General features: G+C 66.1%; 12 protein-coding genes and 2 tRNA genes. 4 read left to right on the top strand and 10 right to left on the bottom strand.

What is annotated here, in order from left to right:
• The first annotated feature begins 111 nt into the window (after positions 1-111).
• Together ACWDTF_RS13430 and ACWDTF_RS13425 are read left to right on the top strand one after the other, a co-directional pair.
• Positions 112-846, top strand: coding sequence for an IclR family transcriptional regulator (locus ACWDTF_RS13430; protein ID WP_355276864.1), 735 nt, complete (start codon positions 112-114; stop codon positions 844-846).
• A gap of 39 nt (positions 847-885) precedes the next feature.
• On the top strand, positions 886-1,383 hold the full coding sequence (locus ACWDTF_RS13425; protein ID WP_240857540.1) for a PPOX class F420-dependent oxidoreductase: 498 nt from the start codon (positions 886-888) through the stop codon (positions 1,381-1,383).
• Positions 1,384-1,439: 56 nt separating this feature from the next.
• Here the strand turns inward: ACWDTF_RS13425 and ACWDTF_RS13420 are convergent.
• From ACWDTF_RS13420 to ACWDTF_RS13400, 5 genes are all read right to left on the bottom strand, one after another.
• A tRNA-Glu gene (locus ACWDTF_RS13420) sits at positions 1,440-1,512 on the bottom strand.
• 68 nt (positions 1,513-1,580) lie between these two features.
• A tRNA-Gln gene (locus ACWDTF_RS13415) sits at positions 1,581-1,652 on the bottom strand.
• Between the two features lie 85 nt (positions 1,653-1,737).
• The gene (gltX, locus tag ACWDTF_RS13410) at positions 1,738-3,213 is read right to left on the bottom strand and encodes a glutamate--tRNA ligase (protein ID WP_240857539.1); all 1,476 of its coding nucleotides are present in this window, start codon (positions 3,211-3,213) and stop codon (positions 1,738-1,740) included.
• Between the two features lie 36 nt (positions 3,214-3,249).
• Positions 3,250-4,062: an alpha/beta fold hydrolase gene (locus ACWDTF_RS13405; RefSeq protein WP_240857538.1), complete on the bottom strand. Its 813-nt coding sequence runs from the start codon at positions 4,060-4,062 to the stop codon at positions 3,250-3,252.
• Positions 4,059-4,847 carry a fumarylacetoacetate hydrolase family protein gene (locus ACWDTF_RS13400; protein WP_240857537.1) on the bottom strand — a complete coding sequence of 263 codons (789 nt, stop codon included), beginning with the start codon at positions 4,845-4,847 and terminating at the stop codon, positions 4,059-4,061. The genes ACWDTF_RS13405 and ACWDTF_RS13400 overlap by 4 nt, the downstream gene beginning before the upstream one ends.
• 156 nt (positions 4,848-5,003) lie before the next feature.
• On the opposite strand from ACWDTF_RS13400, the gene ACWDTF_RS13395 reads away from it, so the two are divergent.
• Positions 5,004-6,185, top strand: a complete 1,182-nt coding sequence (locus tag ACWDTF_RS13395) for an MFS transporter (protein ID WP_449754510.1) — start codon at positions 5,004-5,006, stop codon at positions 6,183-6,185.
• A gap of 92 nt (positions 6,186-6,277) precedes the next feature.
• Here ACWDTF_RS13395 and ACWDTF_RS13390 read toward each other — a convergent pair whose 3' ends face one another.
• Together ACWDTF_RS13390 and serA are read right to left on the bottom strand one after the other, a co-directional pair.
• Positions 6,278-7,291, bottom strand: coding sequence for a 3-isopropylmalate dehydrogenase (locus tag ACWDTF_RS13390; protein ID WP_240857536.1), 1,014 nt, complete (start codon positions 7,289-7,291; stop codon positions 6,278-6,280).
• Positions 7,288-8,883 (bottom strand): phosphoglycerate dehydrogenase, encoded by a 1,596-nt coding sequence (gene serA / locus ACWDTF_RS13385; RefSeq protein ID WP_240857535.1) that lies wholly within the window; start codon positions 8,881-8,883, stop codon positions 7,288-7,290. The genes ACWDTF_RS13390 and serA overlap by 4 nt, the downstream gene beginning before the upstream one ends.
• 307 nt (positions 8,884-9,190) lie before the next feature.
• On the opposite strand from serA, the gene ACWDTF_RS13380 reads away from it, so the two are divergent.
• Complete coding sequence (locus ACWDTF_RS13380; protein ID WP_240857534.1) at positions 9,191-9,856, top strand: S1 family peptidase; 666 nt, start codon at positions 9,191-9,193, stop codon at positions 9,854-9,856.
• 72 nt (positions 9,857-9,928) lie between these two features.
• Here ACWDTF_RS13380 and ilvC read toward each other — a convergent pair whose 3' ends face one another.
• The 3 genes from ilvC to ACWDTF_RS13365 form a co-directional block, all read right to left on the bottom strand.
• A complete protein-coding gene (ilvC, locus tag ACWDTF_RS13375; RefSeq protein WP_355276859.1) occupies positions 9,929-10,942 on the bottom strand; it encodes a ketol-acid reductoisomerase in 1,014 nt (337 codons plus the stop codon).
• 78 nt (positions 10,943-11,020) lie between these two features.
• Positions 11,021-11,524: an acetolactate synthase small subunit gene (gene ilvN / locus ACWDTF_RS13370; RefSeq protein WP_240857532.1), complete on the bottom strand. Its 504-nt coding sequence runs from the start codon at positions 11,522-11,524 to the stop codon at positions 11,021-11,023.
• Positions 11,521-13,467: an acetolactate synthase large subunit gene (locus tag ACWDTF_RS13365; RefSeq protein ID WP_240857531.1), complete on the bottom strand. Its 1,947-nt coding sequence runs from the start codon at positions 13,465-13,467 to the stop codon at positions 11,521-11,523. Before ACWDTF_RS13365 ends, ilvN begins: the two co-directional genes overlap by 4 nt.
• Between the last annotated feature and the right edge of the window lie 51 nt (positions 13,468-13,518).

The raw sequence follows: 13,518 nt of genomic DNA, 5'->3' as shown, positions 1-13,518 counted from the left end.
CTCGTCTATCTCGTGAACTACTGGGGCTATCTGGAGTTCTCACCGGATGTCTCGTCAACGTGAACATCGCCAACGTGGACATCTCAGTATTTGGACGGATAGTATCGTCCTATGGGAAATGATAGCGCATCTCCGGTCAGCAGCGGAATCGGAGTACTCGACAAGTCGGTCGCGGTTCTGCACGCGATCGCCGAGGCGCCATGCAATCTCACCGAACTCTGTGCGCACACCGGACTCCCCCGCGCGACCGCGCACCGGCTGGCCGTCGGCCTCGAAGCGCACCGGTTCCTGGCCCGCGACAGTTCCGGACGGTGGCAACCGGGACCGGCGCTCGGAGAGCTCGCGGCGTCGGCCCACGATCCGGTGACCGAGGCCGCCCTCATGGTGCTCCCGCGACTGCGTGACATCACCGGCGAATCGGTCCAGGTCTATCGCCGCGAAGGTGCCGAACGCGTGTGTGTCGCGGCGATGGAACCGCCTACGGGACTTCGGGACACGGTCCCGGTGGGCACCCGGTTCCCGATGAGTGCCGGATCGGCGGCCAAGGTGCTGCTCGCCTGGGCCGACCCGGCGACCCAGCGAGCCCTGGTGCACGACAGCGTGTTCAGCGAACGGGCCCTGCACGAGATCCGTCGTCGGGGATGGGCACAGAGCGCAGGAGAACGTGCCGCAGGCGTCGCCAGCGTGTCGGCGCCGGTGCGCGACGCCGGCGGGGACGTCGTCGCCGCCATCTCGGTGTCGGGTCCGATCGACCGGATGGGCCGACGCCCGGGCGCCCGGTGGGCGGCAGACCTCCTCGCCGCGGCCGACGCGATCCACAAGAGACTCCAGTCATCTCGCGGGTGAGGTGTGCCGTCGATCTCAGGCGTCGGCTAGCGTCAGAGCATGGGAGTCAATCAGCGCACACAGATCGTCATGACCGACGACGAGATCACCGAGTTCATCGCCCGCAGCCGGACCGCCACCCTGGCGACCACCGGACCGGACGGCGGCATCCACCTCGTCGCGATGTGGTACGGCATCGTCGACGGCGAGATCTGGTTCGAGACCAAGGCCAAATCGCAGAAGGCCGTCAACCTCCGACGCAACAGTCGCTGCTCGGTCCTCGTCGAAGACGGTGACACCTACGGCACCCTGCGCGGCGTCGCGATCGAGGGCACCGCGGAGATCCTCGACGACCCCGACTCCTGCCTGAAGGTAGGGATCAGTGTGTGGGAGCGCTACACCGCGCCCTACACCGAGGAGTCCAAGCCCTTCGTCGAGCAGATGATGAACAAGCGTGTCGCGGTGCGCGTCATCCCGTCGCGGACGCGCTCGTGGGATCACCGCAAGCTCGGTCTGGGCGAGATGCCGGTGTCGGGCTCGACCGTGCCGTCGACATAACAGTCGCCAAAAGCGAAGGCGCCCCCTCCGACATCTCGGAGGGGGCGCCTTCGTTGTAGCCCCGACGGGATTCGAACCCGCGCTACCGCCTTGAGAGGGCGGCGTCCTAGGCCGCTAGACGACGGGGCCAAGGAACTTTCGTTCTTGAACTGCTACATCCGATGAGACCCTACTCGGTGCTCATCGTGTGTAGTTCGCTGGGGTACCAGGACTCGAACCTAGAATGGCTGAACCAGAATCAGCTGTGTTGCCAATTACACCATACCCCAAGGCTTTGACCATTCCCGCGAGGAAACGGCCGAGCGCTAGAGTATCAAAGCCTGACCAGAAGACCACAAACGTGCAGCTCAGGCCCTATTTTTCGCTCAGTTCCCGCGCGGCCGCCAAGCGGGCCAGCGTCTTGTCGCGGCCGAGGATCTCCATCGACTCGAACAGCGGCGGACTCACCTGCGAGCCGGTGACCGCCACCCGCACCGGGCCGAATGCCTTCCGCGGCTTGAGTTCCAGACCGTCGACCAGAGCACTGTTGAGCGCGTCGTGGATCGACGGAGTGGTCCAGGACGGCAACTCGGCTATCGCGTCGATGGTGGCAGTGAGGACCGGTACGGCGTCCGGGCCGAGGTTCTTGTTCGCCGACTTCTCGTCGATGACGAAGTCCTCGTCGGAGACGTAGGCGAAGCTGATCAGATCCCAGGCGTCACCGAGAACCTGTATGCGGGTCTGGACCAACTCGGCGAGCGCGGCGAAGGTCGCGTCGTCGATCCGCTCCGTCAGCTTGCCCTGACCGATGAGGAACGACTTGAGTCGGGCGGTGAAGTCACCGAGCTCGAGCATGCGGATGTGCTCGGCGTTGATCGCATCGGCCTTCTTCTGATCGAAACGGGCGGGATTGGAGTTCACGTCGTGCACGTCGAAGGCGGCGATCATCTGTTCGAGGGTGAACACATCCGTCTCGTGCGAGTACCCCCAACCGAGCAGTGCGAGGTAATTGAGCAGCCCCTCCGGGAGGAAACCGCGATCGCGGTGATGGAACAGATTCGACTCCGGATCGCGCTTGGAGAGTTTCTTGTTGCCCTCCCCCATCACGAACGGCAGATGCCCGAACGCCGGCACCGCGTCGGCGACACCGATCCGAATGAGCGCCTGGTACAGCGCGATCTGGCGGGGAGTCGAGGACAACAGATCTTCGCCGCGCAGGACGTGGGTGATCTTCATCAACGCGTCGTCGACCGGGTTGACCAACGTGTAGAGCGGATCGCCCGAGGCACGGGTCAGCGCGAAGTCGGGGACGGTGCCGGCCTTGATGGTCGTGGTACCGCGGACCAGATCGTCCCAGCTGATGTCGGCGTCCGGCATGCGTAGGCGCACAACAGGTTTGCGGCCCTCGGCGAGAAAGTCGGAGCGCTGTTCGGGGGTGAGGTCGCGGTCGAAGTTGTCGTAGCCGAGTTTCGGATCACGACCGGCCGCCCGGTGTCGCGCCTCAACCTCCTCGGGTGTGGAGAACGCGTGATACGCCTCGCCCGAGGCCAGCAACTTCTCGACGACCTCGGCATGGATCTCGCGTCGCTCCGACTGCCGGTAGGGCCCGTACGGCCCCCCGACCTCGGGCCCCTCATCCCAGTCGAGGCCGAGCCACCGCAACGCCTCCAGGATTGCGTCGTAGGACTCCTGACTGTCACGCGCGGCGTCGGTGTCCTCGATGCGGAACACGAAGGTGCCGTTGTCGTGCCGGGCCTGAGCGAAGTTGAACAGTGCGGTCCGCACCAGACCGACGTGCGGCGTCCCGGTCGGCGACGGACAGAAACGGACGCGCACACCCTCGTTGTTCATGTGGGCCAGCGTATCGAACGCCCGATGCCCCGATCGTCAGCGGTGACGGCCGAGGAACTCGACGAGAAGTCGATTCACCTCGGCGGGCTGCTCGAGGTAACCGAAGTGCCCGGCCTTGGCGACCTCGGCGTACTCGGCACCCGGAACCGCGTCGGCCACCTCGCGTGCGAGTTTCGGCGGCAGGGTGCGATCGTCGGCAAACCCGATCACGAGCATCGGACGCGTGATCGCTCGATACGCAGCCAGCCGGTTGGCCTCCTGGTTGTGCAACTCGAGTTGTGCACGCACGCCGGCCGTCACCGTCTGCGGCGAGAAACCGATCACGTCGAGCCAGTCACGGGCGGAACGATCGTCGTCGAGCGTGTGCGGCGACAGGTTCAGATGTGCGGTGATCGCCGCCTGATACTCCGGTGGCAGCTTGATCTTGTTGTCGTAGAGGTCGCGCTCGCCGGCCGAAATCGCTTCCTGCAGCGGCGTACCCCGACCGTAGGTGGCAACGGCGACAGCGGCTTTCACCACGTCGGGGCGTGCGAGCGCGAGCTCCTGGGTGATGCGCGCGCCGAGGGACGTTCCGACGACGAGGGCCGGCCCGCCGCCGACATGCTCGATGAGAGCTGCCGTGTCGGCGACCATGTCGTCGACGGTGAATCCCTCGGCGCACTCGGATGACGGTGCGATACCCCGGTTGTCGAAGGTCACCACCCGATAGCCCGCCTTCACCAGTGCGGGTTCCTGATTGGCCTTCCAGACCCGGCCCGGACTGCCGGTACCCATCACCATGACGACGAGCGGACCGTCGCCACTCACGTCGTAGGAGATGTCGATGCCGTTGACCCTCGCGACGGTCACGACCTCTCCCCAACCGGATTGGACAGCGTCCCCAGCCCCTCGACCGTGACCGAAACCCGTTGTCCGGCAACCATTGGGCCGATCCCTTCGGGCGTTCCGGTCAAGATCACGTCACCGGGCAGCAGCGTCATGACGCGCGAGATCCACTCCACGATCGCGCCGATGTCGTGCAGCATCAACGACGTTCGGCTGCGCTGGCGGACCTCACCGTCGAGTTCGGTGCGCAGTTCCACGTCGGACGGGTCGAAGTCGGTGTCGATCCATGGTCCGAGTGGGCAGAACGTGTCGTAGCCCTTGGCGCGGGTCCACTGCCCGTCGATCTGCTGCTGGTCGCGCGCGGTGACATCGTTGGCAACCGTGTAACCGAGGATCACGTCCTTGGCCCGTGCGGCCTTGACGTCCCTGCATGGTTGCCCGATGACCACCGCGAGTTCGCCCTCGTAGTCCACTCGTTCCGACGAGGGCGGACGCAGGATCGGGACGTCGGGACCGATGATCGAGGTGTTCGGCTTGATGAAGATCACCGGCGACGCCGGGGCCCGCCCACCCATCTCCTTGATGTGATCGGCGTAGTTCTTGCCGATGCAGATCACCTTGCTCGCCAGGATCGGTGCGAGCAGCCGTACGTCGGCGAGCTTCCACGACCGGCCGGTGAAGGTGGGTGTGCCGAACGGGTGCTCGGCGATCTCCTTGGCCACCGCATCCGGTGTCACTCCATCCGGACCGGCCCCCTCGATGGAGACGAATGCCACTCCGCCGGGACTCGCGATTCGACCTAAGCGCATGTCGATGACACTACCGCCGGGTCTCAGATGTCGAGAACCGGGTTGGAGTGGTTGCGTGGCTCGTTCTAATATGTGGGCATTGAGTTCCAAAATATGAGATTGGTGGTGAGCGACGTGACCGTGATCGACGCGGTGTCCGTGCAACGCAGGTGGTCGATGCTCGGATGTTCGCTGCTTGCCGCCCTCACCACCACCTGCGTGGTGAGCGGAGTCGCCTATCTGATTCCGGCGCTGCACGCCGACGCCGGGCTCACGCTGACCGAGGCGTCGACACTCGCCGCCATCCCGACCGTGGGGTTGATGGTCGCCATCATCGGCTGGGGCATGCTGCTCGACCGGTACGGCGAGCGACGCATCCTGACGATTTCGCTGTCGATCAGCCTGGCCGGTGCGAGTGCGGCCGCGGCGGCAGCGTTCGCCGGTGCCTCGTATCTCGTGCTCGGTGCTTGCCTGCTCATCGGCGGCGTCGGATCGGGTGCGGCCAACGGTGCGAGCGGTCGGATCGTTGTCGGGTGGTTCCCCGCCGACCAGCATGGCACCGCGATGGGTATTCGCCAGATGGCCCAGCCGCTGGGCATCGCAGTATGTGCACTCACCATGCCGGCGACGGCGGCGGCGCACGGAATCGGTGCAGCACTTGCCATTCCGGCCGTCGTGACCGCGGCGGGACTTATCGCGGTACTGATCGGCGTCGTCGATCCGCCGCGGCACCCGACCCGCGTCGTGGACTCGCACGCACCAGCTCCGAAGCGAAATCCCTACCGGGAGAGCAGTTTCCTGGCCCGCGTACACACCGTCAGCGTTCTGCTGGTGGTACCGCAGTCGATGCTGTGGACCTTTGTGCCGACCTGGCTGATCGTCGCGCATCATTGGGCGCCGACGACAGCCGGTGTCTTGATCACCGTGACCCAGGTGATCGGTGCGCTCGGTCGGATCGTCGCCGGCCGGTGGTCGGACGCCTGGGCGTCCCGGATGCGCCCGGTCCGGCTCATCGCGATCGGCGCGGCCGCCGCGATGGCTGCGCTGGCCTTCGCCGACTGGATCGACAGCCCATGGGCGCCCGCCCTGATGGCGGTGGCCACGGTGATATCGGTCGCCGACAACGGACTCGCGTTCACCGCCATCGCGGAGTACGCGGGACCCGAATGGAGCGGTCGGGGTCTGGCCGTGCAGAACACGGGTCAGTATCTGGCGACGGCGGTGACCACACCGGTGTTCGGCGCATTGATCGCGGCCGTGGGCTTTCCGCTGACCTTCGCGATCACCGCGCTGACGCCATTACTGGCCGCTCCCCTGGTACCCGACGATCCGCCGGTCGTCGAAGAGCCGGTGGCATAGGCCGCCTCGACACACTCTGTGTCCACATGAGAACCTGCGTGCTCCAGCACACAGGTTCTCCTGCAGCACGCAGGGATGTTGTCTACAGCGACTCAGGCGAGCCGTTCGCGAATCCGCTTGCCGACCTCGCTGGTGCTCAGGACCGCACCGCCGCGATCGGCGAGGTCGTCGGCGACCGCCTTCTCGACGCGCTTGGCCGCATCGGCCTCACCGAGATGCTCGAGCAGCAGGGCGACCGAGAGGATCGCGGCCGTCGGATCGGCCTTGCCCTGTCCGGCGATGTCGGGGGCACTGCCGTGGACGGGCTCGAACATCGACGGGTTGGTTCGGGTCGCGTCGATGTTGCCGGACGCGGCGAGACCGATTCCACCACTCACCGCGGCCGCGATGTCGGTGATGATGTCGCCGAACAGGTTGTCGGTGACGATGACGTCGAATCGGCCCGGATCGGTCACCAGGTAGATGGTGGCGGCGTCGACGTGGCAGTAGTCGGTGGTCACATCGGGGAACTCGGCCCCGATCTCCTCGACCGCGCGCGCCCACAGCGACCCGGCAAAGGTGAGCACGTTGGTCTTGTGCACCAACGTCAGATGCTTGCGCCGCTGCTGAGCCCGGCCGAAGGCATTACGGACGACGCGTTCGACGCCGTAGCGCGTGTTGACGCTGACCTCGGTGGCCACCTCGTGCGGGGTTCCGGTCCGAATGGCCCCGCCATTGCCCGTGTACGGCCCTTCGGTGCCCTCGCGGACCACCACGAAGTCGATGTCGGGGTCGCCTGCGAGCGGCGTGGACACACCCGGGAACCGTCGCGACGGGCGCAGGTTCACGTGATGGTCGAGCGCGAAGCGCATCGTCAGCAGCAGGCCGCGCTCAAGGACACCCGACGGCACCGACGGGTCGCCGATCGCGCCGAGCAGGATGGCGTCGTGCTCACGCAGCGACTCGAGGTCAGCGTCAGTGAGCAGTTCGCCGTTGCGGTGGTAGCGGCGGGCACCGAGATCGAACTCGGTGGTGTCGACGTCGGGAACCACCGTCCGCAGCACGTCGAGTGCTTCGCCGATGACCTCCGGCCCGATGCCGTCGCCGGCGATGACGGCAAGTTTCATGACAGATCCACCTGTTCGATGAGAGTTGCGCCGACCGCATCGGAGATCGCGGAGACGAGGTCGTCGGCGATCTTGTCACCAACGCGGAGCATCATCGTCGCGCCCGGTCCCTCGGCGTCCTGGGACAGGCCGGCAGCGAGGATGTCGATACCGGCGTTGCCGAGCAGCGTGCCGATCTTGCCCAGCGAACCAGGCTGGTCGGCGTAGCTGACCAGCAGGTTGTGGCCCTCGGCACGCAGGTCGAAGTTGCGGCCGTTGATGTTGACGATCTTCTCCACCAGCTGCGGCTCGGTGAGCGAGCCGGCGACATTGAGCACCGAACCGTCGGCGAAGACGGCCTTCACATCGACGACGCTGCGGTGGTTGGGGCTTTCGGTGGCTGTGGTCACCTCGGAGGTGACACCACGCTCGGTGGCCACTGCGGGCGCGTTGACGAAGGTGACAGGCTCCTCGAGGACCGCCGAAAACAGTCCGCGCAGCGCCGAGAGACCGAGGACCTCGACGTTGCTCGACGCGAGTTCACCGCGCACGTCGACGACGATCGAGGTCGGCGGCTCCGGGCTGATCGCGCCGATGACGACGCCGAGCTTGCGGGCCATCTCGAGCCACGGCGCGACCTCTTCGTCGACCGCCCCACCCGTGATGTTGACCGCATCCGGCACAAAGTGGCCGGCCAGGGCAAGTCGGACGCTCTTGGCGACGTCGGTACCGGCTCGATCCTGCGCCTCGCTGGTGGAAGCGCCGAGGTGAGGTGTGACCACCACCTGCGGCAGTTCGAACAGAGGCGAATCGGTGCACGGCTCGGTCGCGTAGACGTCGAGACCCGCGCCCCGGACCTGTCCGGCGGTGATCGCGTCGGCGAGCGCCTGCTCGTCGATCAGCCCGCCACGCGCGGCGTTGACGATGACCACGCCCTTCTTGGTGCGGGCCAACTGCTCGGCGCCGATGAGACCCAGCGTCTCCGGCGTCTTGGGAAGGTGCACGGTGATGAAGTCGGCACGCTCGAGCAGCTCGTCGAGCGTGACCAGCTCGATGCCGAGCTGTGCGGCGCGGGCCGGCGACACATACGGGTCATAGGCGATGACATGGGTCTCGAAGGCCGCCAGACGCGCTGCGACGAGCTGGCCGATACGACCGAGCCCGACCACGCCGACCGTCTTGTCGAAGATCTCGACACCGTTGAAGGACGAGCGCTTCCAGGTGTGGTCACGCAGCGTCGCATCGGCCGCCGGGATCTGGCGGGCCGCCGACATCAGCAAGGCGATGGCGTGTTCGGCGGCGGTGTGGATGTTGGAGGTGGGCGCGTTGACCACCATCACGCCACGCGATGTCGCGGCCGGCACATCGACGTTGTCCAGGCCGACGCCGGCACGGGCGATGATCTTGAGCTTCTTGCCCGCCTCGAGCACATCGGCGTCGACGGTCGTCGCCGACCGGACGAGCAGGGCGTCGGCGTCGACGACGGCGTCGAGCAGCTTCGGACGATCCGGACCGTCGACCCACCGCACTTCGACTCCGTCGCCGAGCGCCTCCACCGTGGAGGGCGCCAACTTGTCGGCGATCAGGACAATCGGACGGCCAGCAGAGCTCACTTTATGTTTCTCCATGTCGGACGTGGGATCAGGTTCGCGACGATCTCGCGCGGTCACGCGCAGAGCAAAGTCTCCGACCACACAGCTTAGAGGTGTGCTAGGGGCCACAGAACAGGCGGTCCACCCCTTGCCTGGAGGAAGGCTGTGGACGCGGCTGGAATGTGACGGCTATTACGGATAGGTTGCAATGCAACCGCGGGACGATTCCGCGGCGGGCGCAGCGGCGCGCACGCCCGGTACCGTGTGCACAGACGCCTGCCGCGCTCTGACGGCAGGCGTTTCGACGCCTACTAACGATGGAGTGTGGATGATTAGGAAGCTGACAGCACTGCTGGCTGTTCTGGCTGCGACAGTGCTGGCCGGCTGGGGGGCGGGTTCTGCAATCGCCGCACCGGCAAAGGCGTACGTCGGCGGTGGCTCGGGAATTCTCGTCCTCAAGGGCGGCAACTCCGCGGCGGCCTGCACGCTCACCACGATCGGAAAGTCGAAGACCGGCAAGCTGATCGGCATCACCGCGGGTCACTGCGGTACGCCCGGCCAGAAGGTCTACTCTGAGACCTATCAGGACCGCGGCCAGATCGGCACCATCACCTACTCCAAGCCCGACCTGGACATGGCGATCATCGAGTTCAACCCCGCCAAGGTCGTGCCGCTGCGCACCGTGCGCAGCGTGACCATCCGCAGCGTCGACACGCGGCCGATCGGTTTCCCGACCATCGCCTGCAAGGAGGGCCGGACCACCGGGTCCACCTGCGGTATCGCCTGGTTCTCCGACGGAGACGTTCACCTGTCGCAGATGTGTGTGATCGAAGGTGACTCGGGCAGCCCGGTGGTCGTCGGTGATCGCCTCGTCGGCATGGTCAACGCGTACTACTTCGTCGGCTGCGTCGGACCGGAGACCGGCACCAACATCGGCCCGATCCTCAAGCGGGTCAACTCGTTGCCCGCCTACCAGGGCTTCCGCCCGATCTGATCGCGGCTCTCCCGCGCAAACAGAAAAGTTGCCCTTTGACTCGCGAGTCAAAGGGCAACTTTTTTGTTTCGATCAGGCGGTCTCGGTGATGGGGCGATCGACCCAGCTCATCAGGTCGCGCAGCTTCTTGCCGGTGACCTCGATGGGGTGCTCGGCGTTCTGCTTGCGCAGGCCCTCGAGTTCCTTGTTGCCGCCTTCGACGTTGGCGACGAGGCGCTTGACGAAGGTGCCGTCCTGGATGTCGCGCAGGATGCCGCGCATGCGCTCCTTGGTGTCGGCGTCGATGACCCGCGGGCCCGACAGGTAGCCGCCGAACTCCGCGGTGTCACTCACCGAGTAGTTCATGCGCGCGATGCCGCCCTCGTACATGAGGTCGACGATCAGCTTGAGCTCGTGGAGCACCTCGAAGTAGGCCATCTCCGGGGCGTACCCGGCCTCGACCATGACCTCGAAGCCGGTCTTGACCAGTTCCTCGGTGCCACCGCAGAGCACGGCCTGCTCGCCGAAGAGGTCGGTCTCGGTCTCTTCTTTGAACGTGGTCTTGATGATTCCGGCACGGCCGCCGCCGATGGCACTGGCGTAGGACAGCGCGAGCGCCTGGCCCTCGCCCTTGGGGTCTTGGTCGACCGCAATGAGGCACGGGACGCCCTTGCCGTCGACGAACTGACGGCGCACGAGGTGTCCGGGCCCCTTCGGGGCGACCATCGCGACGGTGATGTTGTCCGCCGGCTGGATCAGGTCGAAGTGGATGTTGAGGCCGTGCCCGAAGAAGATGGCGTCGCCGTCCTTCAGGTTGGGCTCGATGTCCTCGGTGAAGATCGTGGCCTGGCTGGTGTCCGGCGCGAGGATCATGATGACGTCTGCCCACGCCGCCGCCTCGGATGCGCTGAGGACCTTGAGCCCCTGCTCCTCGGCCTTCTCGCGCGACTTGCTGCCCTCGCGCAGGCCGATGACGACATCGACACCCGAGTCACGCAGCGACAGCGAATGCGCATGCCCCTGGCTGCCGTAGCCGATGACCGCGACCTTGCGACCCTGGATGATCGACAGATCGGCGTCGTCGTCGTAGAACAGTTCGATCGCCACAGTTGATTCCCTTCATATGTGGTGTCCCCGGAGACTCGTTGTCACCCAACGGGACTGTCTAAATTTCTGTGCAGTCGGTCAGCGGTGTGCCGACATACTCTTGGGTCCCCGACCCAGCGCGACCGCTCCCGATTGTGCGATCTCGCGGATTCCGTACGGATCCAGCATCCGCAGCAGTGCCTCGAGTTTCTCCGCGGTGCCGGTCGCCTCGATGGTGAGGGACTCGGGTGACACGTCGATCACCTTGGCGCGGAACAGGTTCACCACCTCGATGACCTCGGTGCGCACGGTCGCGTCCGACCGCACCTTGACCATCATCAGCTCACGCGACACCGACGCAGCCGGATCCTGCTCGACGATCTTGATGACGTTGATCAGCTTGTTGAGCTGCTTGGTCACCTGTTCGAGCGGGAAGTCCTCGACGCTGACCATGATGGTCATCCGCGAGATGCCCTTGAGTTCGGTGGGCCCGACGGCCAGGGACTCGATGTTGAACCCTCGCCGGGAGAACAGCGCCGACACGCGGGCCAGCACGCCTGGCCGGTCTTCGACCAGCACGCTCAGGGTGTGGGTGGTGCTCACTGCTCGTCCTTCTGGTTGGGAGCCGCCGCATCGGACTTCTCCATGGTTTCGTGGATGTCGACCGGGTCCGACGCGGATTCGTCGTCGTCGAACAGCGGCCGGATGTCGCGGGCAGCCATGATCTCGTCGTTGCCGGTGCCGGCGGCGACCATCGGCCACACCTGGGCGTCCTTGCCGACGATGAAGTCGATCACCACCGGGCGGTCGTTGATCTCGCGGGCCTTGGCGATGACCTCGTCGACGTCGGACTCACGTTCGACGCGGAATGACGCGCAGCCCAACGCTTCCGACAGCTTCACGAAGTCCGGGATCATCCGGGAGTGCGTGGCGAGGTCGGTGTTGGAGTAGCGCTCCTCGTAGAACAGGGTCTGCCACTGCCGGACCATGCCCAGGTTTCCGTTGTTGATCACGGCGACCTTGATGGGGATGCCCTCGATCGCACACGTCGCGAGTTCCTGATTGGTCATCTGGAAGCACCCGTCGCCGTCGATCGCCCAGACCTCGGCGTCGGGGTCGGCCATCTTGGCGCCCATCGCCGCCGGGACGGCGTAGCCCATGGTGCCCAGGCCACCCGAGTTCAGCCAGCTGCGCGGCTTCTCGTAGGAGATGAACTGCGCGGCCCACATCTGATGCTGGCCGACGCCGGCGCAGTACACCGCGTCGGGCCCGGCGATCTTCCCGATCTGGGAGATCACGAACTCCGGCGACATCGAACCGTCGGTCTGACGGTCGTAGCTCAGCGGATAGGTACGACGGATGTTGTCGAGGTAGCGCCACCAGGTGGAGATGTCCGCACCCTCGCCGCTGGTCGCCCGCTCGTTGCGCAGGGTCTCGGTCAGCTCGGTGATGACGGCCTTGCAGTCGCCGACGATCGGCACGTCGGCGTGCCGGTTCTTGCCGATCTCCGCGGGGTCGATGTCGGCATGGATGACCTTGGCGTTGGGTGCGAACGACGCCAACTGGCCGGTCACGCGGTCGTCGAATCGGGCACCCAGGGTGATGAGCAGGTCGCTGCGCTGCAAGGCGGCAACCGCGGCGACGGTGCCGTGCATGCCGGGCATGCCGAGGTGCTGCTGATGGCTGTCGGGGAAGGCACCGCGCGCCATCAGCGTCGTCACCACCGGGATGCCGGTGAACTCGGCGAGTTCCAGCAGTTCGGCCGAAGCGTTGGCCTTGATCACGCCGCCACCGACGTAGAGCACCGGCGAGGAGGCCGCGTTGATGAGGCGAGCGGCCTCACGAACCTGCTTGCCGTGCGGCTTGGTGACCGGCCGATAGCCCGGCAGATCGATCTGCGGCGGCCACGAGAAGGTGGTCTGCGCCTGCAGGATGTCCTTGGGGATGTCGACCAGAACCGCACCCGGGCGGCCGCTTTCGGCGATGTGGAACGCCTCGGCGATGACCTGCGGGATGTCGGCGGCATTGCTCACCAAGAAGTTGTGCTTGGTGACCGGCATCGTGATACCGGAGATGTCGGCCTCCTGGAAGGCGTCGGTGCCGATCAGCGCGCGTCCGACCTGACCGGTGATCGCGACCACCGGGACCGAGTCCATCTGGGCGTCGGCCAGCGGTGTCACCAGGTTGGTGGCACCGGGACCGGACGTGGCCATCATGACCCCGGCGCGTCCGGCAACCTGCGCGTAGCCGGTCGCAGCGTGACCGGCACCCTGCTCGTGGCGCACCAGGACGTGGCGGACCTTCTTGGAATCCAGCAGCGGGTCGTAGACGGGGAGCACGGCTCCACCGGGAATGCCGAAGACGATCTCGACGCCGAGTTCTTCGAGCGAGCGCACCACCGACTGCGCACCGCTGACCCGCTCGGGGGCGACGGTGTGCTGCCCTACCGCACGGAGATTTCCTCCCGCGGGCGACTGTTGCCGGGCTCCTGCATTGCGATCCGGCTCACTGCGGCCGGCGTCGGTGCGTGCTGTTGGTGCGCTCACTGCACGATCCTCATCTGGTTGTCGATCTTCATTTGCTGGTGACAAGAAAAA

Source organism: Gordonia sp. NPDC003422, from assembly GCF_053588675.1.
The sequence above is the reverse complement of the archived record's forward strand: the minus strand, read 5'-3'. Positions and strand labels throughout refer to the sequence as shown.